This is a genomic window from Pseudomonas sp. ML96, from assembly GCF_000761545.1.
GTDB lineage: Bacteria > Pseudomonadota > Gammaproteobacteria > Pseudomonadales > Pseudomonadaceae > Aquipseudomonas.
The window spans coordinates 114,550-134,829 of record NZ_JPMY01000009.1; the positions used below are offsets into that span (position 1 = coordinate 114,550).

The 20,280-nt window shown below is 66.4% G+C and carries 19 protein-coding genes; 4 read left to right on the top strand and 15 right to left on the bottom strand.

Translation table 11 applies throughout. The annotated features are described in order from the left end of the window. Nucleotides 1-37: 37 nt before the first annotated feature. Nucleotides 38-1,528, bottom strand: a complete 1,491-nt coding sequence (locus tag IP89_RS06205) for an aldehyde dehydrogenase (protein WP_043308408.1) — start codon at nt 1,526-1,528, stop codon at nt 38-40. A gap of 317 nt (nt 1,529-1,845) precedes the next feature. Beyond that, nucleotides 1,846-2,646, bottom strand: coding sequence for a carbon-nitrogen hydrolase family protein (locus tag IP89_RS06210; RefSeq protein ID WP_043308409.1), 801 nt, complete (start codon nt 2,644-2,646; stop codon nt 1,846-1,848). A gap of 171 nt (nt 2,647-2,817) precedes the next feature. On the opposite strand from IP89_RS06210, the gene IP89_RS06215 reads away from it, so the two are divergent. Next, a complete protein-coding gene (locus IP89_RS06215; protein WP_043308410.1) occupies nt 2,818-3,735 on the top strand; it encodes a LysR family transcriptional regulator in 918 nt (305 codons plus the stop codon). A gap of 14 nt (nt 3,736-3,749) precedes the next feature. On the opposite strand, the gene IP89_RS06220 is transcribed toward IP89_RS06215, so the two are convergent. The 5 genes from IP89_RS06220 to IP89_RS06240 all read right to left on the bottom strand — a co-directional run bounded on the left by IP89_RS06220 (nt 3,750) and on the right by IP89_RS06240 (nt 8,059). Continuing rightward, nucleotides 3,750-4,301: a YdeI/OmpD-associated family protein gene (locus IP89_RS06220; protein WP_043308411.1), complete on the bottom strand. Its 552-nt coding sequence runs from the start codon at nt 4,299-4,301 to the stop codon at nt 3,750-3,752. 118 nt (nt 4,302-4,419) lie between these two features. Continuing rightward, the gene (gene argE / locus IP89_RS06225; protein WP_043308412.1) at nt 4,420-5,577 is read right to left on the bottom strand and encodes an acetylornithine deacetylase; all 1,158 of its coding nucleotides are present in this window, start codon (nt 5,575-5,577) and stop codon (nt 4,420-4,422) included. 23 nt (nt 5,578-5,600) lie between these two features. After that, the gene (locus IP89_RS06230; protein WP_043308414.1) at nt 5,601-6,275 is read right to left on the bottom strand and encodes a DUF1028 domain-containing protein; all 675 of its coding nucleotides are present in this window, start codon (nt 6,273-6,275) and stop codon (nt 5,601-5,603) included. Nucleotides 6,276-6,284: 9 nt separating this feature from the next. Continuing rightward, a complete protein-coding gene (locus IP89_RS06235) occupies nt 6,285-6,704 on the bottom strand; it encodes a RidA family protein (protein ID WP_043308415.1) in 420 nt (139 codons plus the stop codon). Beyond that, nucleotides 6,704-8,059, bottom strand: coding sequence for an NAD(P)/FAD-dependent oxidoreductase (locus IP89_RS06240; protein ID WP_043308417.1), 1,356 nt, complete (start codon nt 8,057-8,059; stop codon nt 6,704-6,706). Before IP89_RS06240 ends, IP89_RS06235 begins: the two co-directional genes overlap by 1 nt. 181 nt (nt 8,060-8,240) lie before the next feature. Between IP89_RS06240 and IP89_RS06245 the strand changes: the two genes are divergently transcribed. The 3 genes from IP89_RS06245 (at nt 8,241) to IP89_RS06255 (ending at nt 12,587) form a co-directional block, all read left to right on the top strand. Next, nucleotides 8,241-9,122, top strand: coding sequence for a LysR family transcriptional regulator (locus tag IP89_RS06245; protein WP_043308418.1), 882 nt, complete (start codon nt 8,241-8,243; stop codon nt 9,120-9,122). A 361-nt stretch (nt 9,123-9,483) separates the two neighbouring features. Then, a complete protein-coding gene (gene fdhD, locus IP89_RS06250; RefSeq protein ID WP_043308420.1) occupies nt 9,484-10,290 on the top strand; it encodes a formate dehydrogenase accessory sulfurtransferase FdhD in 807 nt (268 codons plus the stop codon). Then, nucleotides 10,287-12,587: an FdhF/YdeP family oxidoreductase gene (locus IP89_RS06255; RefSeq protein ID WP_043308421.1), complete on the top strand. Its 2,301-nt coding sequence runs from the start codon at nt 10,287-10,289 to the stop codon at nt 12,585-12,587. The genes fdhD and IP89_RS06255 overlap by 4 nt, the downstream gene beginning before the upstream one ends. Before the next feature lie 60 nt (nt 12,588-12,647). Here the strand turns inward: IP89_RS06255 and IP89_RS06260 are convergent, their stop codons facing one another. The 8 genes from IP89_RS06260 to miaA form a co-directional block, all read right to left on the bottom strand. Continuing rightward, nucleotides 12,648-13,943, bottom strand: a complete 1,296-nt coding sequence (locus IP89_RS06260; RefSeq protein ID WP_043308422.1) for an adenylosuccinate synthase — start codon at nt 13,941-13,943, stop codon at nt 12,648-12,650. A 53-nt stretch (nt 13,944-13,996) separates the two neighbouring features. Then, nucleotides 13,997-15,184: an ATP phosphoribosyltransferase regulatory subunit gene (locus IP89_RS06265; RefSeq protein ID WP_043308423.1), complete on the bottom strand. Its 1,188-nt coding sequence runs from the start codon at nt 15,182-15,184 to the stop codon at nt 13,997-13,999. Between the two features lie 35 nt (nt 15,185-15,219). Continuing rightward, complete coding sequence (locus IP89_RS06270) at nt 15,220-15,405, bottom strand: DUF2065 domain-containing protein (protein ID WP_043308424.1); 186 nt, start codon at nt 15,403-15,405, stop codon at nt 15,220-15,222. Nucleotides 15,406-15,516: 111 nt separating this feature from the next. Beyond that, entirely contained in the window at nt 15,517-16,386 is an 870-nt protein-coding gene (gene hflC / locus IP89_RS06275; protein WP_043308425.1) for a protease modulator HflC, read from the bottom strand. Next, nucleotides 16,386-17,534, bottom strand: coding sequence for an FtsH protease activity modulator HflK (hflK, locus tag IP89_RS06280; RefSeq protein ID WP_043308426.1), 1,149 nt, complete (start codon nt 17,532-17,534; stop codon nt 16,386-16,388). The genes hflC and hflK overlap by 1 nt, the downstream gene beginning before the upstream one ends. Nucleotides 17,535-17,629: 95 nt before the next feature. Continuing rightward, nucleotides 17,630-18,931 carry a ribosome rescue GTPase HflX gene (gene hflX / locus IP89_RS06285; protein WP_043308428.1) on the bottom strand — a complete coding sequence of 434 codons (1,302 nt, stop codon included), beginning with the start codon at nt 18,929-18,931 and terminating at the stop codon, nt 17,630-17,632. A 12-nt stretch (nt 18,932-18,943) separates the two neighbouring features. After that, nucleotides 18,944-19,198 (bottom strand): RNA chaperone Hfq, encoded by a 255-nt coding sequence (gene hfq, locus IP89_RS06290; protein ID WP_021701802.1) that lies wholly within the window; start codon nt 19,196-19,198, stop codon nt 18,944-18,946. A 99-nt stretch (nt 19,199-19,297) separates the two neighbouring features. Next, nucleotides 19,298-20,269, bottom strand: coding sequence for a tRNA (adenosine(37)-N6)-dimethylallyltransferase MiaA (gene miaA, locus IP89_RS06295; RefSeq protein WP_043308430.1), 972 nt, complete (start codon nt 20,267-20,269; stop codon nt 19,298-19,300). Nucleotides 20,270-20,280 lie beyond the last annotated feature (11 nt).

A 20,280-nucleotide genomic window follows, 5' to 3' on the forward strand; every position in this document is an offset into this window, starting at 1 on the left:
AGGCTCCTTATCCGGGTTCCGGCTCTATGGCCGCTGCTTAGCGCAATTGGAACCAGGTGGTTTTCAACTGGGTGTATTTGTCGAAGGAATGCAGCGACAGGTCGCGGCCGAAGCCGGATTGCTTGCCGCCGCCGAAGGGGGTGCAGGGATCGAGGGCATCGACGGTGTTGACCGACACAGTGCCGGCACGCAAACGACGGGCCACGCGATGGGCGCGGTTGAGGTCGTCGCTCCACAGCGAGGCGGCCAGGCCGTAGATGCTGTCGTTGGCCAGGGCCACGGCCTCGTCCTCGGAGTCGAACGGCAGCACGGCGAGCACCGGGCCGAACACTTCGTCGCGGGCCAGGCGGCTGTCGGCGGCCACGCCGGTGAAGATGGTCGGCGCGACGAAATTGTCCGAACCGTTGAAGCTCAGCTGCTTGCCGCCGCAGACCAGGCTCGCGCCCTCGGCCTGGGCGCCACGAATGAAGTCCATGACCCGCGCGGTCTGCCGCGTATCGACGATGGCGCCGGCGCGGCTGGCCGGGTCCAGTGGGTCGCCCGGCTGCCAGTCGCGGGCCTTGGCCTGCAGGCGCTCGACGAATTCGTCGTGGATCGAGCGCTGCACCAGCAGGCGCGAGTTGGCCGAGCACACCTCGCCCTGATTGAAGAAGATGCCGAAGGCAGCCTTGCTCGCCGCCAGATCAAGGTCCTGGCAGTCGGCGAACACCAGGTTGGCGCTCTTGCCGCCACACTCCAGCCAGACCTGCTTGAGGTTGGACTGCGCCGAGTAGCCCATGAAGTATTTGCCGACTTCGGTGGAGCCGGTGAAGGCCAGGCAGTCGACATCCATGTGCAGGCCCAGGGCCTTGCCGGCGCTCTCGCCGAGGCCGGGCACCACGTTGAGCACGCCCTCCGGGATGCCGGCTTCGAGGGCCAGTTCGGCCAGGCGCAGGGCGGAGAACGGCGACTGTTCGGCAGGCTTGAGCACCACCGAGTTACCGGCGGCCAGGGCCGGGGCCAGCTTCCAGGCAGCCATGTCCAGCGGGAAGTTCCACGGCACCACGGCAGCGACCACGCCGAGCGCTTCACGGGTGATGGTGGCGAGGGCATCCGGCGCGGTCGGCGCAACCTGGTCGTAGAGTTTGTCGATGCTCTCGGCGTACCAGCGGAACACGCCAGCGGCACCGGGCACGTCGATGTTCCAGGCGTCCATCACCGGCTTGCCCATGTTCAGAGAGTCGAGCAGGGCCAGTTCGTCACGGTTGGCCAGGATCAGCTCGGCCAGGCGCAGCAGCTTCTGCTGGCGCTCGCGCGGTGCGCAGCGTGACCAGACGCCGGACTCGAAGCTGGCGCGGGCGGCACGTACCGCCAGGTCGACCTCGGCCTCGCCACAGGCGGCGACGTTGGCCAGCAGGCGGCCGGTGGCCGGATCGATGGAGGCGAAGGTGGCGCCGGAGGCTGCGGCAACGCGGCGACCGCCGATGATGGCCTGGTCGATGAAACGCTGTTCGCTTGCGCGCCGTTGCCAGTCGTTGAGTTGCAGCACCCTGATTCTCCCGAACCGATCCTGTGGCTTGATGCGAACCGATGGTGGCCCAAGGCAGGGGTTAGGAAAATTATTAAAAATGTCATCGGGACATACGAAAAAGCTGGTTATCGACGCACCAGATCGGCGCAGCGCGCCAGCTTTGCGTGCACAGCCCCGCTCCAGGCCGAAATGCGTTGTTGGCGTGCGTCTAGCGCGTAGACGCCCAGCCCTTACCCAACCTGGCTTTGACGCCGAACGCCAGGGCGGCAATGGCAATCAGCGCTGTCGCCGCCGAGATGCCCAGCCACGACACCGACGCACCAGCTCGAAGCACATCAACCCTCAACCAGCGCGCCATACAGCTGCGGGCGGCGGCCCTGCAGATAGGGAAAGGTTTCCGCCCACTGCGCCCGCTGCGAACGATCCAGATCGACCATGAACAGTGCCTCGCCACCGGCCACCGCGCCCAGGCGCTGGCCATCCGGCGCGGCCACGCAGGAGCCGCCGAGGAACGGCAGAGCGTTCTCCACGCCGCTGTGGTTGCAGTAGGCGACGAACAGCTGGTTCTCCACCGCACGGGTCGGCACGATCAGCTCCGGCACGGCGCGGTATTCCGGGGTCAGCGCGGTGGGAATCAGCACCAGCTCGGCGCCGGCCAGGGCGTGGCTGCGCACGTTTTCAGGGAACTCCACGTCGAAGCAGATCAGCAGGGCGATGCGCCAGCCATCCAGCTCGAAGGGCGCCTCCAGGCGCTCGCCGGCCTGGAATAGCTCGTGCTCCATCGCCCCGAACAGATGGGTCTTGCGGTAATGCGCAACGCGCCGGCCCGCGGCGTCGATCACTTGCGCCGAGTTGAACGGCTTGCCGCCCGCCGCATCGCGCTCGGCGTAGCCATAGCAGAGTGCTACGCCATGCTCGCGGCACAGCGCGGCGATACGCTGCGCCGCCGCACCGTCAGCGACCTCGGCCAATGCCGCCATCTGCTGCGGCACGTTATAGCCACCCAGCCACAGTTCGGGGCATAACAACAATTGCGCACCCGCAGCAGCCGCGGCGCGCAACTGCGGTTCGAGGGCCGCCAGGTTGGCCTCGATATCAGCGGGGAAGCCTTGGGTCTGCCACAGGGCCAGGCGCATCTGCTCTACTCCTATTCGTCATTCGTGTACGGCTCTTGCAAGCAGGATACGCATCCCATCGGTGCGGCGAGCCAGGAAAAATATCGCCTGTGCCGAGCAAAAAGCTCGCCCACCCCAGCGCACTGCGCGGCTATGGTGGGCACAAAAAAGAATGCTGTTCAGAGGTTTTGCGTGGCTTCCTACACCCTGCGTCAACTGAAGTACTTCGTCACCACCGTGGAATGCGGCAGCGTCGCCGAGGCGTCGCGCAAGCTGTACATCGCCCAGCCCTCCATCTCCACCGCCATCAAGGGCCTGGAGGAGAGCTTCGGCGTGCAGCTGTTCATCCGCCACCATGCCCAGGGCGTATCTCTCACCCCCGGCGGCGCGCGTTTCTACCGCAAGGCCCAGGAGCTGCTGCGCATGGCCAAGGAGTTCGAGCAGAACGCCCTGGCCGACAACGACGTGGTGGCCGGGCAGATCGACATCGGCTGCTTCGAGACGGTCGCCCCGCTCTACCTGCCCCGACTGATCGCCGGCTTCCGCGAGCGCTATCCGGGGGTGGAAATCCGCCTGCACGACGGCGAGCAGCAGGAGCTGGTACAGGGCCTGACCGGCGGCCGCTTCGACCTGGCGATCTTCTACGAGCACGACCTCGACGGCACCATCGAGACCGATCCGCTGATGCCACCCCAGCGCCCCTACGCCCTGCTACCGGAAGGCCATCGCTTCGCCGGGCAGAAGGAAGTCTCGCTGCGCGACCTGGCGCTGGAGCCGATGATCCTGCTCGACGTGCTGCCGAGCCGCACCTACTTCGTCAGCATCTTCGAGGAGCTCGGCCTGAGCCCGAACATCGTCTTCAGCTCGCCCTCGATCGAGATGGTGCGCGGCATGGTCGGCCAGGGCTTCGGTTTCTCGGTGCTGGTCACCCGCCCGCAGTCGGACATCACCTACGACGGCAAGCGCGTGGTCTGCGTGGACATAGTCGAGGACGTCACCGGCTCCGGCCTGGTCGCCGCCTGGCTCAAGCGCGCGCACCTGACCAAACCGGCGCAACTGTTCGTCGATTTCTGCAAGGAGCAGCTAGGCCCTCCCGCCACTCAGGACTGAGTAGCGGCGAGGCCTCAATCCGCCGCAGCGGGCGCGCAGAAGGCCTTGCTGTAGAAGCCGGAAGGATCGAAGCAGCACACCCGCTGCTTGCCGGAGGCGAGCATGTCGCAGGCGTCGTTGATGCGCTTGCTGCGGGTCTTGAGCTGCTTGGCCGAAGTGATCCAGTGAATCCAGTCCAACCGCGCCAAGGACGTAGTGCCGTTCCACACCGCCAGCGCCGCCGGGGCGGCCTGCAGGGCCTCGTGCAGGTCGGCCGGCAACTCGGGTTCCGGCTCCTGGGGCAACTGCATGATCTCCAGACTGACACTATCGCCGGCCTGCACCCCTGCTGCCTCGCAGAGCTGCCGGCTGAGGCGCAGCCAATGGCTAAGCTGGCCGTCCGGCTCAAGCATCACCTGAAAGCTCTGCTCGTTGAGCGATGCGGCCACCGTCACCCGGCCGCGGCGAGCCAGCTGCTCACTGATCTCTTTGGGCAACAGGACGAAGGCCCAGAAGGCGTCGCCGTCGGGCTTGGCCGGGCGTTGCAGGGTTGCACTGAAAGTGAGGGGCGTTGCGCTCGCGGTCATGTCCTGTCCCTGGTGAAGATCGGTGCGCGCCGGGCGACTTATCGCCACCTGGCATCGCAGACCAGTCTGCCTCAGCAGCACACGGAAACAGAACCCCAGCGACGGCTGGCAATGCGACTCAGGCGGTGTGGCGCAGCCACTGTGTCAGCCGGGCCAGCATGGCATCGCAGGCGTCGAGCTGGGCCAGGCTGACGAACTCGTCCGGCTTGTGGCCCTGATCCATGCTGCCGGGGCCACAGACCACGGTGGCGATGCCGGCCTCATCGAACAGGCCGCCCTCGGTGCCGTAGGCCACGGTGGAGAAGTCGTCGGAGCCGGCGATCAGCACCAGCAACTGCGCCGCCTCGCTACCGGCCTCGGTGAACAGGCCGGGGTAGCTGGACAGCTCGCTGAAGCGGATGTCGCTGGCCGCACTGACCGCACGCATACGCGGCAGCAGCTCGCTCTCGGCGTAGTCGCGCAGCTCGGCGGCGACCTGCTGCGGATCGTCGGCCGGCAGCGCACGCATCTCGAAGTCGAAGCGGCATTCGGCCGGCACGATGTTGAGCGCGCGACCGCCCTGGATCACCCCGGTCTGCACCGTGGAGTACGGCGGATCGAAGCGCGCATCGTGGCGCTCGGGAGCCGCCAGGCGCGTGCCGATCTCGCCCAGCTTTCCGATCAGCCGCGCCGCGTATTCGATGGCGTTGACCCCCTGCGGTGCATAGGCCGAGTGGCAGGCCGCGCCGTGCACCTCGCAGCGCATCGCCAGCTTGCCCTTGTGGCCGAGCACCGGGCGCATCTCGGTGGGTTCGCCGATGATGCAGATGCCCGGCCGCTCCGGGCTGGCGCGCAGTTGCTCGACCAGGCTGCGCACACCGAGGCAGCCGACTTCCTCGTCGTAGGAGATGGCGATGTGCAGCGGCAGGCGCAGTGGCTGGGCGAGGAAGGCCGGCACGGCGGCCAGCACGCAGGCGATGTAGCCCTTCATGTCCGCCGTGCCACGACCGTAGAGGCGACCGTCGCGCTCGGTCAGCGCGAAGGCCGGCACGCTCCAGGCCTGGCCGTCCGCCGGCACCACGTCGCTGTGCCCGGACAGCATCACCCCGCCCGCCCCGCTCGGGCCGAGGCGCGCGTGCAGGTTGGCCTTGGTCCGCTCGGCGTTGAACAGCAACTGGCTGGCGACGCCGAGCCCGCCCAGGTAGTCGCGCACGTATTCGATCAGCGCCAGGTTGGACTCGCGGCTGGTGGTGTCGAAGGCGATCAGGTCGGCGAGGATGGCGCGGCTGGTGGACATGGGCATTCCGGATCTCGGGAAAACTACTCGTCGCCCGGCACGCCGTAACTCGGCGCGGCGGTGGGATCGAGGGCGCGGGTCAGGTAATCCTGCAACTGCGGCTGGTAGGCCCGCCACAGCTTTTCTAGCTCGCCGATCGGGTCCTGCTCGGCCCAGTCGACCCGCAGGTCGGCGATCGGCCAGGTCAGCTCGCCGACCACCGAGAGCGCCGCCGAGTGTACCGGACCGGCCTCGCCGCCGGCCGCCATCGCCGCGTGCATGGCCGCCAGCAGGCGCTCGGCCAGGCAGCCGGCAGCCTGTTCGAAGGCCTCGACCATGGCGTCGATCACCGCCGGCGAACTCAGCAGGTTGCCGGCCGCCACGCACTGCTCGCCGGCCCGCGCGTTGTGCACGCCGAGCGCCTGGCTGCCGGTGAACAGCGCAGTACCGCCGTGGCTGTCGATCACCGTCACCTGGCGGTACTGGCCGTAGCCATTGCTGCCCAGCGCCTTGTCCAGCGCGGCGGAGGGTTCCAAGCCGGCTTCCAGCAGGTCGAGCACCTGCGGGCCGAGGGCCGGCAGGGTGATGTTCTGCGTCGACACCGCGCCGACCCCAGCACGCAGCCAGGGGCAACGGGCACCGACGGCGATGCTCGACGAGCTGATGGCGATGCCCAGCTGGCCGGTCTCGGCGCAGCGGCCGACGATGGAAAAGGTCATGGGCGCTCCTTAAAGCTGATCGTCAGGGATGACCGCGATCACATCGATCTCCATCAGCCACTGCGGCTGGCCGAGGGCCGAGACCACCAGGCCAGTGGAGATCGGGAACACGCCCTTGAGCCACTTGCCGACCTCGCGGTAGACCGGCTCGCGGTAGCGCGGGTCGATGATGTAGGTGGTGGTCTTGACGATGTGCGAGAGGTCGCTGCCGGCCTCTTCGAGCAGTTGCTTGACGTTCTTCATCGCCTGCTCGGCCTGCGCTGCAGGGTCACCCAGGCCGACCAGGTTGCCGTCGAAATCGGTACCGACCTGGCCGCGCACGTACACCGTGTTGCCGGCGCGCACAGCCTGGCACAGGTCGTTGTCCAGGGACTGGTTGGGGTAGGTATCCTTGGTGTTGAACATGCGGATGCGGGTATGGGTGGGCATCAGCGAACTCCTGGCAGACTGACTTTGGCCAGCGGTGCGTCGGCCTCAGCCTGGCGCTGCGCGGCATCGCGGTATTCGAGGTACTTGCGCTGGGTGGCGATGTGGTCGGCGACGTGCTTGGCGTCGTGCCACACGCCCCAGATGAAGGTGGAGCCACGCCGCGACAGCCACGGCAGGCCGACGAAGTACACGCCCGGCTCGCTGGACACGCCGCGCTGGTGCTGCGGCTTGCCCTTGGCGTCGAAGGCATCCACCTGCAGCCAGCTGAAATCGACGGAGTAGCCGGTGGCCCAGATCACCGAACCGACGCCGGCGGCGGCCAGGTCCAGCTCAAGGATCGGTTCACGCACGCAGGCCGGTTCGGCGAACACGCGGCGCGCTTCCGGCTCTTCCGGCAGGTCCAGGCCGTTGCGGGCGATATAGGCATCGGCGGCGTCGAGCAGCGACAGGTAGTTCTCGTCGCCACGCGCCAGGTTGTCCGCCAGGTCGTTCTGGAAGCGCACCACGGTGCCGGCGAAGGACTGGGTCAGGCCAACCAGGGTGATGCCCTCGCCCGCCAGGCGGCGGAAGTCGATGGTCTCACCTCCACGCGCACCGCTGACGGCGATGGTCACGTGCTCCTTGCCCGGCTGCGCGGCCTCCAGGTCCCACAGGCCGAGCACGCCCAGCCACCAGACGAAGTCGCGGCCACGGTAGCTGCGCGGCGGACGGTCGTGGGCGCCGACCGAGAGGTAGACGCGGCGGCCGGCGCGGTTCAGCTCATCGGCGATCTGCACGCCGGAGGAGCCGGCGCCAACCACCAGCACCGCGCCCTCGGGCAGCTGCTGCGGGTTGCGATAGGCCGCCGAGTGCAGCTGCTGGATAGCGCCGTCCTGCGGGGCAATGGCCGGGATCACCGGACGCTGGAACGGGCCGGTGGCAGAGACCACGCGGCGCGCCTGGATCACGCCCTCGGAAGTTTCCACGGTGAAGCCGGCGCCGGCACTGTTGCGCTCCACGCGCTTGACCTCGACGCCGGTACGGATCGGCGCGTTGAACTGGCGGGCGTAGTCTTCGAAGTAGTCGGCGACCATGTCCTTGGGCGGGAAACCATCGGGATCGATGGGAAATTCCAGGCCGGGGAAGCGGTCGTGCCAGGCCGGGCCGTTGGCCACCAGCGAATCCCAGCGCCCGGTGCGCCAGGCCTCGGCGATACGGTTCTTCTCCAGCACCAGGTGCGGCACGCCGAGCTTGCTCAGGTGCTCGCTCATGGCCACGCCGGCCTGCCCGGCGCCGATCACCAGGGTATCAATCTCGGTTACTTCCAATGCCCGCTCCGCTTGCTTGGGGAAGGCGGTTCGATTCAGCTCGGTCATGGCCTGCGTCCTCTGACTCCGATCAGTTGCAGCTTCTGTTGGCCGCATTCTGTTCAGCGCGAGGCATTCGCGAAATTATGTTTTTTGTACTCGCTGGCTAGGAAAAAGCTGCCTGCTCCGGCGCGCTGCGCCGCGCATTCATGAGATAACGGGCGCCACCGCGAACCACCGCCGGCCCGCCATGGATATCAAGCAGCTCAGATTCCTCGTCGCCCTCGACGAAACCCGCCACTTCGGCCAGGCCGCCGAGCGCTGCCACGTGACCCAGCCGACCCTGTCCATGCGCCTGCGCAACCTGGAGGACGAGCTGGGCGTGGAGCTGGTGCAGCGCGGCCAGCGCTTCGAGGGCTTCACCGCCGCCGGCCAGCGCATCCTGGCCTGGGCGCGCAGCCTGCTGGCCGCCGAGGCGGGCCTGCTGGCCGAGGCGGCCGCCTGCCGCGGGCAGATGATCGGCACCCTGCGCCTGGGCGTGGTGCCGCTGTCTGGCTTCGATCCGATGCGCCTGATCGCCAGCTTCAGCGCCGCCTACCCGCAGCTGCGCTTCCAGCTGTTCGCCCTGAGCAGCGAGGAGATCCTCGAACGCCTGGGCCGCAACCAGCTGGACCTCGGCCTGTCCTACCTGGAACGCCTGGACCGCCAGCACTTCACCGCCCTGGAGCTGGCCGAGACGCGCATGGGCCTGCTGCACGACCGCCGCCACTTCGACTTCGCCGGCGCCGCGCTGAGCTGGGAATCCCTGGCCGAGTTGCCGCTCGGCCTGCTGACCAGCGAGATGCATTTTCGCCAGTCGATCGACCATGGCTTTCGCAGCAGCGGCCTGAGCCCGCAGCCCTGGCTGGAGACCGATGCCGTGCACCAGCTGCTGCAGGCCGTGGGCCAAGGCCTGTGCTGCAGCATCCTGCCGCTGCACCACGGCCTCGGCGAACTCGACGCCAATCTGTGCCTGACGCCCATCGCCAACGCCCAGACCCTGGCGCCGCTGGGCCTGATCATGCGCCGCAGCGAGCCGCGCTCGGCCCTGGCCGAGGCCTGCTTCGCCATCGCCGAGGCTAGGGTCTGTTGACGTTTCGGCGCGACCGCGACGGAGCCAGCTTTTGCGCGGAGCTAGGCGCGAGACACGAAGTTTGGCATTCCAAATGAGCCGTCGAGTAACAACGTTCCTCGCAAAAACTGGCCCGTCCCTGCGGGTTGCGCGGAAAATCTCGCCATGCGTCGTTGCGGGACTTGGCAAGGGATCACCATTCCCTGCGTCCCGCGCCTAGCCTGGCGAGATTTTTCGCAGCAACGCGGCTTGCGCCGAAACGTCAACAGACCTTAATGCCCAGCCGATAGATGGGGTCGATCACACCATCGCCAGCAGCGATTAGACAGCCCGCCACCCGCGCCCTAGGCTGGACTCCTCTCTCTCGCGGAGGGCCCAGCCCATGCCGGTCGCCAGCGCCATCTCCTACAGCTTCAGCGAACTCGGCCCCGCCCAGCTCACCGGTGCCAGCCCCCTGGCCGATGAGTGCGCCCTAGCCATCGGCTACAACGGCCTGAACCAGGCGGTGATGATGGTCTCGCCAAGCGATCTGGAAGACTTCGTGCTCGGCTTCAGCCTGAGCAACGGCCTGATCGATAGCCCAGCCGAGCTATACGACATCCGCCTGAGCGGCGCGGGCGAGGCGCGGCGGGCCGAGGTCGAGATCGCTAGCCGTGCCTTCTGGGCCCTCAAACAGCAACGCCGGCAACTGGCCGGCAACAGCGGCTGCGGCCTGTGCGGCGTCGAGGCGCTGGAGCAGGCGTTGCCCGAGCTGGCGGCGCTGCCTGGAGCTGCCTTGCCGCCGGCGGAACATCTGCACGAACTGCGCGCCCGCGTCGCCGCCGCCCAGTTGCAGGCGCAGGCCAGCGGCGCCATGCACGCCGCGTTGTTCGTCGATGACCGTGGCGAAGTACGCCTGTGCCGTGAAGACATCGGCCGCCACAACGCCTTGGACAAGCTGATCGGCGCCCTCGCCCGCCAGCATCTGCTGGCCAGCACGGGATTTGTCGTGCTCACCAGCCGCTGCAGCCTGGAGCTGCTGCACAAGGCGGTGCGCGCCGGCATTCCGACCCTGGTCAGCCTGTCCGCACCCACTGCCCTGACCGTCGACTGGGCGCGTCGCCATCGCCTAAATCTGATTCACCTGCCCCACAGCAGTGCGCCACGGGTCTACAGCCCGGCGCCCACCACCGAAGAAGCATCCGTATGAACGACCAAGCCCGCTACCAGCCCTATGCCGGCCCCGCCGCCGGCTGGGGTGCGCTGCGCAGCGTCACGCACTTCTGGCTGGACAGCAAACAGCCGTTCAAGAACCTGCGCGCGCTGCTCAAGACCAACCAGAACGGCGGCTTCGACTGCCCCGGCTGCGCCTGGGGCGACTCGCCCGAGCGGCACATGGTCAAGTTCTGCGAGAACGGCGCCAAGGCGGTGAACTGGGAAGCCACCAAGCGCGGCATCGGCCGCGACTTCTTCGCCCGCTACAGCGTCGCCCAGCTGCGTGAGCAGAGCGACTACTGGCTGGAGCACCAGGGCCGACTGATCGAGCCGCTGCGCTATGACGCCGAGCGCGACCGCTACGTGCCGGTCGCCTGGGACGCCGCCTTCGCCCTGATCGCCGAAGTGCTCAAGGGCCTCGCCAGCCCCGACCAGGCCGAGTTCTACACCTCCGGCCGGGCCAGCAACGAGGCCGCCTACCTGTACCAGTTGATGGTGCGCGCCTATGGCACCAACAACTTTCCCGACTGCTCGAACATGTGCCACGAGGCCAGCGGCGTGGCCCTGGGCCAGAGCGTCGGCGTGGGCAAGGGCAGCGTCACCTTCGCCGACTTCGCCGAGGCCGACGCCATCCTGGTGTTCGGCCAGAACCCCGGCACCAACCACCCGCGCATGCTCGAACCGCTGCGCGAGGCGGTGGAGCGCGGCGCCAGCGTGGTCTGCTTCAACCCATTGAAGGAACGCGGTCTGGAGCGCTTCCAGCATCCGCAGCACGCCCTGGAGATGCTCGCCAACGGCGCCAAGGCCACCAGCACCGCCTACTTCCGCCCGCACCTGGGCGGTGACATGGCCGTGGTGCGCGGCATGGCCAAGTTCCTCCTGCAGTGGGAGCAGGAAGCGCCCGGCAGCGTGTTCGACCACGCCTTTATCGCCGAACATACCGATGGTCTGCGCAACTGGCTCGCAGTGGTAGAGAACAGCGACTGGGGGCAGATCGAGCAGCAGTCCGGCCTGAGTCGAGCCGAAATCGAACAGGCGGCGCGCCTCTACGTGCGCGCCGAGCGGGTGATCGCCTGCTGGGCCATGGGCATCACCCAGCATCGCCACTCGGTGGCGACCATCCAGGAAATCACCAACCTGATGCTGCTGCGCGGCAACATCGGCAAACCCGGCGCCGGCCTGTGTCCGGTGCGCGGCCACAGCAACGTGCAGGGCGACCGCACCATGGGCATCAACGAGCGGCCGCCGGCCAGCCTGCTCGATGCCCTGCAACGGCGCTTCGGCTTCGACGTGCCGCGTGCCCAGGGGCACAACACCGTGGAAGCAATCGAGGCCATGCTCGCCGGGCGCAGCCAGGTGTTCATCGGTCTCGGCGGCAACTTCGCCCAGGCTACCCCGGACAGCCCGCGCACCCACGCGGCGCTGCAGCAGTGCGCGCTGACCGTGCAGATCAGCACCAAGCTCAACCGCAGCCACCTGATGCACGGCCGCCAGGCGCTGATCCTCCCCTGCCTGGGCCGCACCGACATCGACCAGCAGGCCGGCGGCCCGCAGGCGGTGACGGTGGAGGACTCGTTCAGCATGGTGCATGCGTCTTGGGGCCAGCTGGCGCCGCTGTCGGCGCAGATGCGCTCGGAGCCGGCCATCGTCGCCGGCATCGCCAACGCCCTGCTCGGCGCCCACCCGGTGGACTGGCTGCACCTGGCCGAGGACTACGGGCGCATCCGCGAGCTAATCGCCGACACCATCCCCGGCTTCGCCGGCTTCAACGACAAGCTGGCCCAGCCCGGCGGCTTCTACCTGGGCAACAGCGCGGCACGCCGGCAGTGGAATACCGCTGGCGGCAAGGCACGCTTCGTCGCCCATGCGCTGCCCGAACACTTGCTGCCGGCGCAGGCGCGCAACAGCGGCGAGACACCCGATCTGGTGCTGCAGACCCTGCGCTCCCACGACCAGTACAACACCACCCTGTACGGCCTGGACGACCGCTACCGCGGCGTGCGTGGCATGCGCGAGGTGCTCTTCGTCAATCCCGAGGACATCCAGCGGCTCGGCTATCAGCCGGGGCAGAAGGTCGACATCCTCTCGCTGTGGGACGACGGCATCGAGCGCAAAGTGAGCGGCTTCACCCTGCTGGCCTACGACACGCCACGCGGCCAGGCCGCCGCCTATTACCCGGAGACCAATCCACTGGTGCCGCTGGCCAGCATCGGCGAGGGCAGCCACACGCCGACCTCGAAGTTCGTCGCCATCCGCCTGCAGCCGGCCAGCGCTGTGGCGCGCATCCTCTAGGCAGTTTCTGGCGGGCAGAAAAAAGGCCGCTTGCGCGGCCTTTTTTCATCGCTCAAGCGATCAGGCGAACGGGTGACGCAGAACGATAGTCTCGTTGCGGTCCGGGCCGGTGGAGATGATGTCGATCGGCGCACCGACCAGCTCTTCCACGCGCTTGATGTAGGCGCGAGCGGCCGCCGGCAGCTCTTCCAGGCTCTTGGCGCCGACGGTGGAGTCGGTCCAGCCCGGCATCTCTTCGTACACCGGCTGCAGGCCGATGTAGCTGTCGGCGTCGGTCGGTGCGTCGGTCAGCAGGTTGCCGGCGGCATCCTTGTAACCGGTGCAGATGCGGATGGTTGCCAGGCCGTCGAGCACGTCCAGCTTGGTCAGGCACAGGCCGGAGATGCTGTTGATCTCGATGGCGCGACGCAGGATCACGGCATCGAACCAGCCGCAACGACGGGCACGACCGGTGGTGGAGCCGAACTCGTGGCCCTTCTTGGCCAGGTAGGCGCCGGTCTCGTCGAACAGCTCGGTGGGGAACGGGCCGGAGCCGACACGGGTGGTGTAGGCCTTGGTGATACCGAGGATGTAGTCCAGGTACAACGGGCCGAAACCGGAGCCGGTAGCGGTGCCGCCAGCGGTGGTGTTGGAGCTGGTGACGTACGGGTAGGTGCCGTGGTCGATGTCCAGCAGCGAACCTTGGGCGCCTTCGAACATGATGTCCTTGTCGGCGCGGCGCAGGTCATGCAGCTCGGAGGTGACGTCGGTCATCATCGGGCGCAGCTGCTCGGCGTAGGCCATGCACTCGTCCAGGGTGGCCTGGAAGTCGATGGCCGGCTCTTTGTAGTAATTGACCAGCACGAAGTTGTGGTAGTCCAGCAGCTCGCCCAGCTTGGAGGCGAAGCGCTCGCGGTGGAACAGGTCGCCGATACGCAGGCCGCGGCGAGCCACCTTGTCTTCGTAGGCCGGGCCGATGCCGCGACCGGTGGTGCCGATCTTGGCGTCGCCACGGGCCTTCTCACGGGCCTGGTCGAGGGCCACGTGGTAGGACAGGATCAGCGGACAGGACGGGCTGATGCGCAGGCGCTCGCGCACCGGTACGCCCTTCTCTTCCAGCTTGGTGATCTCACGCATCAGGGCGTCGGGGGCGACGACCACGCCGTTACCGATCAGGCAGCGCACGCCTTCGCGCAGGATGCCGGACGGAATCAGGTGCAGCACGGTCTTCTCGCCGTCGATGACCAGGGTATGGCCGGCGTTGTGGCCGCCCTGATAGCGCACTACCGCGGCGGCCTGCTCGGTCAGCAGGTCGACGATCTTGCCCTTGCCCTCATCACCCCACTGGGTGCCCAGGACCACGACATTCTTACCCATAACACTTGTCCTCTTCGGAAGCTCGATGCCGGCCGCGGCCGGCGGAAAACTCGTCAAGACGCCAGCGGCGCCACTTGCCAACGTCCATCGCGCAGCTGCAGCAGGCGATCACAGCCCGCCTCGCTCGCCGCGCTCACATCCTGCCCGGGCAGTGCCTGGACCACGCGCACGCCCTCGCTGCGCAGGCGCTGTACGGCCTGCCACAGGTACAGGTCGTGATGATCCGGCGCCCAGACGCCCGCGGCCTGGGCTTCGACCTGCATGTCACCAAGGGTGACCAGGGTCTTCAGGTCGGTGGAGAAACCGGTGGCCGGGCGCGCCCGGCCGAAATTGCCGCCGACATCGTCATAGCGACCGCCCTGGGCGATGGACTGGCCAACGCCTGGGACGAACGCGGCGAATACCACACCGGTGTGGTAGTGGTAGCCACGCAGCTCGCCGAGATCGAAATATAGCGGCAGCTCGGGGTAACGCAGCTCCAGCTGGTCGGCGATGGCCACCAGCTGATCCAGCGCGGCATGCACTTCGGCCGGCGCCTCGACCAGGCAAGCCTGGGCCAGGTCCAGCACTTCGCGACCGCCGCACAGCTCGACCAGGGCACGGAGCATGCTGGCCAGGTGCGGCTGCAGGGATTCGGTGAGGGCGTCGACCTCGTCGATGGCCTTGCGCTGCAGGGCGTCGAACAGCTGCTGCTCGGCCTCGCCGGACAGGCCGGCAGCGCGGGCCAGGCCTCGATAGATGCCGACATGACCGAGGTCCATGTGCACATCCGGCACGCGGGCAAGGGCCAGGGTGTCGAGCATCAGGCTGATGACTTCCACGTCGCTGGCCGGGCTGGCGTCGCCGTACAGCTCGGCGCCGAGCTGGATCGGGCTACGCGAGGTAGCCAGGGCACGCGGCTTGGCATGCAGCACGCTACCGGCATAGCACAGGCGGCTCGGGCCTTCGCGACGCAGGGTATGCGCGTCCATCCGCGCCACCTGCGGGGTGATGTCGGCACGGAAGCCCATCTGCCGACCGGACAGCGGGTCGGTCACCTTGAAGGTGCGCAGATCCAGGTCCTGGCCGGCACCGGTGAGCAGGGATTCCAAATATTCGATGTGCGGGGTTACCACGAACTCGTAGCCCCAACGCTGGAACAGATCCAGGACCTGGCGGCGTGCCGCCTCGATCAGTGCCGCTTCCGGCGGCAGTACTTCTTCGATGCCATCTGGCAGGAGCCAGCGGTCTACCGTTGCCATTTCGCCATTCCCCTCTCGGTACGGGCGGCAAGCCTTCAGTGAAGCAGATACAGGAGGGTGGTCCCCAGCAGCATGCTGGCCAGCCCCATGAGGCGCAACTGACGGTCAGGCAGCTGTGTCAGCTGCGCGATCGCTCCGCGCCAGCGCTGCGGATAGAGGAAGGGCAGGATGCCTTCCAGCACCAACATCAGACAAAACGCGATGCCCAGTTCCTGCCACATGATTCCCGCAGACGCAAAAAAGCCGGGCTTTTTCCCGGCTGACCCATGATAACACGTTTTCCCCAGAGGTCACCCCGACGCGGCCGAACGGCCACGCCGGGGTGGCTTCGATCAGGGCTTGGGCTGCTGCAGATAGCGGAAGAACTCGCTATCCGGATCCAGCACCAGCACATCGCTCTTGCTCGAGAAGCTGTCGCGGTAGGCACCCAGGCTGCGGTAGAACGCATAGAACTCGGCGTCCTGGCCGTAAGCCTTGGCGTAGATGGCGGCCGACTTGGCGTCGCCGTCACCGCGTACTTCCTCGGCCTCGCGATAAGCCTCAGCGAGGATCACACGCTTCTGCCGGTCGGCGTCGGCGCGAATACCCTCGGCCAGCTCACGGCCTTTGGCGCGGTGCTCGCGTGCTTCACGCTCACGTTCCGAGCTCATGCGATCGAACACGCTGCGATAGACCTCTTTCGGCAGGTCGATGGCCTTGACGCGAACGTCCACCACCTCGATGCCCAGCTCCTTCTGCGCCATGGTGTTGAGCGACTTGGTGATGGCTGCCATCAGCCCATCACGCTCGCCGGACACCACTTCGTGCAGGGTGCGGTTACCGAACTGGTTGGCCAGTGCAGCGATCAGACGCTGGGACAGACGGTCGTCGGCGATCTGGCGGATACCGGAAGTGGCGGTGTAGTAACGCTGGGCGTCAGACACTTTCCACTTGGCGTAGGCATCGACCATCACCGCCTTCTTCTCCAGAGTCAGCACACGCTGAATCGGCGATTCCAGGGTTAGCAGACGCGCGTCGAACTTGCGCACCTGGTTCACCATCGGAATCTTCACGTGCAGGCCTGGCTGAACGTCCGGATTCTGGATCTTACCGAAGCGCAGCAGTACCGCTTTCTCGGTCTGAGTGACGATGTACAGGCTGTTCCAGGCCAGCACCGCGACGATCACCCCGGCGATCAGGGCAAACAGCGATTTATTGCTCATCAGCGGCTCTCCCTAGAACGCAGGTCGCCACGCTCGACGTTGTTGATGATGCGGCTGGAGGAGTCGCCAGCGGCGCTCGGGATGTTCGCCGCGTTATTGCTGGCGCCGCCACGGTTGTCGATCATCTTGTCCAGCGGCAGGTACAGCAGGTTGTTCTGCCCTTCCTTACCGGTCACCAGAACCTTGCTGGTGCTGCTGAAGACCTGCTGCATGGTGTCCAGATACAGACGCTGACGAGTTACCTCAGGCGCCTTGCGGTACTCGGTCACCAGCTTGCTGAAGCGATCCGCCTCACCCTGGGCACGAGCCACCACTTCGTCGCGGTAACCATTGGCATCTTCGATGATGCGCTGAGCCTGACCACGAGCCTCGGGCACCACGCCATTGGCGTAGGTCTCGGCCTGGTTCTTCTCGCGCTGCTCATCTTCACGGGCACGGATCACGTCGTCGAAGGCATCCTTGACCTCGGCCGGAGCCGTGGCGCGCTGGATGTTGACCTGGGTGACGGTGATGCCGGTGCCGTAGTCATTGAGGAAGCTCTGCAGGCGCTTGCTGACTTCCAGGCCCATCTGCTCACGACCGAGGGTGATCACCTCGTCCATCGAGGTGGAACCGGCGACATGGCGCAGGGCGCTTTCGGTGGCGTGCTGCAGGCTGACCTCAGGAGCATCGACGTTGAGCACGAAGTCCTTGAGGTTGCTGATCTTGTACTGCACGGTCAGCGGTACTTCGACGATGTTCTCGTCTTCGGTGAGCATCTGCCCTTCCTTGGAGAAGGAGCGCTCGCGAGTGACGTTCTCCTGGAACTTCTTCTCGAGCGGCGGGAAATAGATGTTCAGGCCCTGCTCGACGGTTCTGTCGTACTTGCCGAGCTGCAGGATCACCGCCTGCTCCTGGGCATCGACGATATAGATCGCGTTCCACAGCCAGACGGCGAACAGCAGTGCCACACCGATGCCGAGCAAACCCCAGCCACCGCCCTGGCTACCGCCGTCACGTTTTTTACCGCCACCGAAGATGCCGTTCAGGCTCTCCTGCAGCTTGCGGAAGGCTTCGTCGAGATCAGGCGGGCCCTGGCGTCCACCGCCTTTGCGGCCGCCCCAGGGGTCCTGGTTGTTCGAGTTGCCACCCGGCTCATTCCAAGCCATAGCGCTCTCCATCAGATAAAGCAAAGACGCGCCCACGGCGCGCCGCCCATGCTACCGAAAGCCCCCGAGCCGCCGCAAAAAGCACGACTCAGGCTTTATTGCAAAGTGTGTTGCGCCAGAAAGTCCTGCGGCACCAGACCCTCGCGGCTGACCAGCCGATTGAGCTCGGCGCGCGGCAGGCGAATGGCTAGCAGGGTATCCCCGACTTCATCGTGCGCCTCGCTTTGTACCGCGTTGAGCGCAAAGAACTGTGCACGCAGGCGCCCGAGGCGCTGCGGTAGACGCAGGGTACCGACGAACAGATCCTCGCCGAGTAGTTCGGCGACCGCCTGACGCAACAGCTCCAGGCCCTTGCCGTCACGCGCGGACAGCCATACCCGCTCGGGCTTGCCGTCGCCATCGCGCTGAATCTGCGGTTCGACGCCATCGACCAGATCGATCTTGTTGTACACCTCGAGCATAGGCAGCTCGTTGGCACCGATCTCGCCGAGCACCGCCAGGACCTGTTCGATCTGCTGGTCGCGCTCGGGCTCGTGAGAATCGATCACGTGCAGCAGCAGGTCGGAGTTGCTCGACTCTTCCAGCGTGGCGCGGAAGGCCTCCACCAGCTTGTGCGGCAGGTGACGAATGAAGCCCACCGTGTCGGCCAGCACCACCGGACCCAAGTCATCCAGCTCCAGACGGCGCAGGGTCGGGTCGAGAGTGGCGAACAGCTGATCGGCCGCATAGACCTCGGAGGTGGTCAGGGCATTGAACAGGGTGGATTTGCCGGCGTTGGTGTAGCCAACCAGTGAAACCGAGGGGATATCGGCGCGGCGGCGGCCTCGACGAGCCTGCTCGCGCTGGCTGCGCACCTTCTCCAGCTTCTGTTTGATCTGGCGGATACGCACACGCAGCAGGCGGCGGTCGGTTTCCAGCTGGGTTTCACCCGGACCGCGCAGGCCAATACCGCCCTTCTGCCGCTCCAAGTGGGTCCAGCCGCGCACCAGGCGCGTGCTCATGTGATCCAGCTGAGCCAGTTCGACCTGCAGCTTACCCTCGTGGGTACGGGCGCGCTGGGCGAAGATATCCAGAATCAGACCGGTGCGATCCAGCACGCGACACTCGAAGACACGCTCGAGGTTACGTTCCTGACTGGGTGTGAGGGTGTGATTGAAGATGACCAGCTCGGCCTCGGACTCCTTGACCAGGTCGCGCAATTCCTCGACCTTGCCACTGCCGATCAGGAACTTGGCCGTGGGCATGTGGCGCGACACGGTGACCAGAGCCACCATGTCCGCACCGGCCGACAGGGCCAGATCCTGGAATTCCTGCGGATCTTCGGCCGCCTCGGGGTTACTGCCTTCCAGGTGAACGAGAATTGCCCGCTCACCGCCGCCGTGACGCTCGAAGAACAAGTCAGGCTCCTATCAGGCGTTGCCCGGCTCGACCTGTTCGCCTTCGGTCGCACTCGGCAGGCGCACTGGGCGGCTCGGCACCACTGTGGAAATAGCGTGTTTGTAGACCATCTGGCTGACAGTGTTCTTCAGCAGAATCACGAACTGGTCGAAGGATTCGATCTGTCCTTGCAGCTTGATACCGTTAACCAGATAGATGGAAACCGGTACGCGTTCCTTACGCAGGGTATTCAGGTAAGGGTCTTGTAGCGAATGCCCTTTTGACATGTGCCGCACTCCTTCAGGGTCAAATAGTAGTAACGCCAATATGGCTTTATGCCGTAACAACCTTTCAAGCAAGGATAGACGGCGAATAGGCGGGTCTCATCACAATATGGAGACCGCCTCCAGGTATTTCAAGGCACGAGATAGATTGTCACCAGCCAGGCTATCCAGCCAGTGCAGCTTTTCCCAGCTGCGCAGCCAGGTGAACTGGCGTTTGGCGAGCTGGCGCGTGGCGATAATGCCGCGCTCCGCCATTTCCTCGCGACTCAGACCACCTTCCAGGTAATCCCATACCTGGCGATAGCCCACCGCGCGGATCGATGGCAGCCCCGCATGCAGGTCACCCCGCAGGCGCAACGCTTCGACCTCTTCGACAAAGCCCTGTTCCAACATCAGGTGAAATCGGCGGGCGATCCGCTCGTGCAAGACCTGGCGCTGCTCGGGGGCAATGGCAAATTGCGCCACAGTATAAGGCAAATGCCCCGCCCCAGGCGCCTCCGAGCCGCTATTTTGAGCCGTCTGGCGCTTGCGGTGCTCGGTCATGCTGAGACCGCTGACACGGTGCACCTCGAGCGCCCGGGTCAGCCGTTGCGGATCGTTGGGATGAATGCGCGCCGCCGACTCAGGATCGATGCGCGCCAGCTCGCGATGCAGCGCCTCCCAGCCCTCCGCCGCAGCCCAGGTCTCCAGCTCGGCACGTACCGCCGGATCGGCGCTGGGCATGTCTGCCAGCCCCTCCAGCAATGCCTTGTAATAAAGCATGGTGCCGCCGACCAGCAGCGGAATACGCCCGCGCGCGGTGATCTCGGCCATGGCAGCCAGGGCATCGGCACGGAATTCCGCCGCCGAATAGCTCTCGGCCGGGTCGCGGATATCCACCAGGCGATGCGGATAGCGCGCCAGAGTGGCCTTGTCGGGCTTGGCCGTGCCGATATCCATGTCGCGGTAGATCAGCGCCGAATCGACACTGATCAGCTCGCAAGGCAAGGCATCGGCCAGGGCCAGAGCCAGGTCGGTCTTGCCGGAAGCCGTGGGCCCCATCAGGAAGATGGCAGGAGGCAGGCGCTCGCTCATGATGGAATCGC

What these genes read in the sequence shown, in the direction of transcription:
- hflK (WP_043308426.1), bottom strand. Translation starts at nt 17,534, where the DNA reads ATGGCTTGGAATGAGCCGGGTGGCAACTCGAACAACCAGGACCCCTGG.
- IP89_RS06270 (WP_043308424.1), bottom strand. Translation starts at nt 15,405, where the DNA reads ATGTGGCAGGAACTGGGCATCGCGTTTTGTCTGATGTTGGTGCTGGAA.
- hfq (WP_021701802.1), bottom strand. Translation starts at nt 19,198, where the DNA reads ATGTCAAAAGGGCATTCGCTACAAGACCCTTACCTGAATACCCTGCGT.
- hflC (WP_043308425.1), bottom strand. Translation starts at nt 16,386, where the DNA reads ATGAGCAATAAATCGCTGTTTGCCCTGATCGCCGGGGTGATCGTCGCG.
- IP89_RS06220 (WP_043308411.1), bottom strand. Translation starts at nt 4,301, where the DNA reads ATGACCGCGAGCGCAACGCCCCTCACTTTCAGTGCAACCCTGCAACGC.
- IP89_RS06235 (WP_043308415.1), bottom strand. Translation starts at nt 6,704, where the DNA reads ATGCCCACCCATACCCGCATCCGCATGTTCAACACCAAGGATACCTAC.
- IP89_RS06245 (WP_043308418.1), top strand. Translation starts at nt 8,241, where the DNA reads ATGGATATCAAGCAGCTCAGATTCCTCGTCGCCCTCGACGAAACCCGC.
- miaA (WP_043308430.1), bottom strand. Translation starts at nt 20,269, where the DNA reads ATGAGCGAGCGCCTGCCTCCTGCCATCTTCCTGATGGGGCCCACGGCT.
- IP89_RS06255 (WP_043308421.1), top strand. Translation starts at nt 10,287, where the DNA reads ATGAACGACCAAGCCCGCTACCAGCCCTATGCCGGCCCCGCCGCCGGC.
- argE (WP_043308412.1), bottom strand. Translation starts at nt 5,577, where the DNA reads ATGTCCACCAGCCGCGCCATCCTCGCCGACCTGATCGCCTTCGACACC.
- fdhD (WP_043308420.1), top strand. Translation starts at nt 9,484, where the DNA reads ATGCCGGTCGCCAGCGCCATCTCCTACAGCTTCAGCGAACTCGGCCCC.
- IP89_RS06240 (WP_043308417.1), bottom strand. Translation starts at nt 8,059, where the DNA reads ATGACCGAGCTGAATCGAACCGCCTTCCCCAAGCAAGCGGAGCGGGCA.
- IP89_RS06210 (WP_043308409.1), bottom strand. Translation starts at nt 2,646, where the DNA reads ATGCGCCTGGCCCTGTGGCAGACCCAAGGCTTCCCCGCTGATATCGAG.
- IP89_RS06265 (WP_043308423.1), bottom strand. Translation starts at nt 15,184, where the DNA reads ATGGCAACGGTAGACCGCTGGCTCCTGCCAGATGGCATCGAAGAAGTA.
- IP89_RS06230 (WP_043308414.1), bottom strand. Translation starts at nt 6,275, where the DNA reads ATGACCTTTTCCATCGTCGGCCGCTGCGCCGAGACCGGCCAGCTGGGC.
- IP89_RS06260 (WP_043308422.1), bottom strand. Translation starts at nt 13,943, where the DNA reads ATGGGTAAGAATGTCGTGGTCCTGGGCACCCAGTGGGGTGATGAGGGC.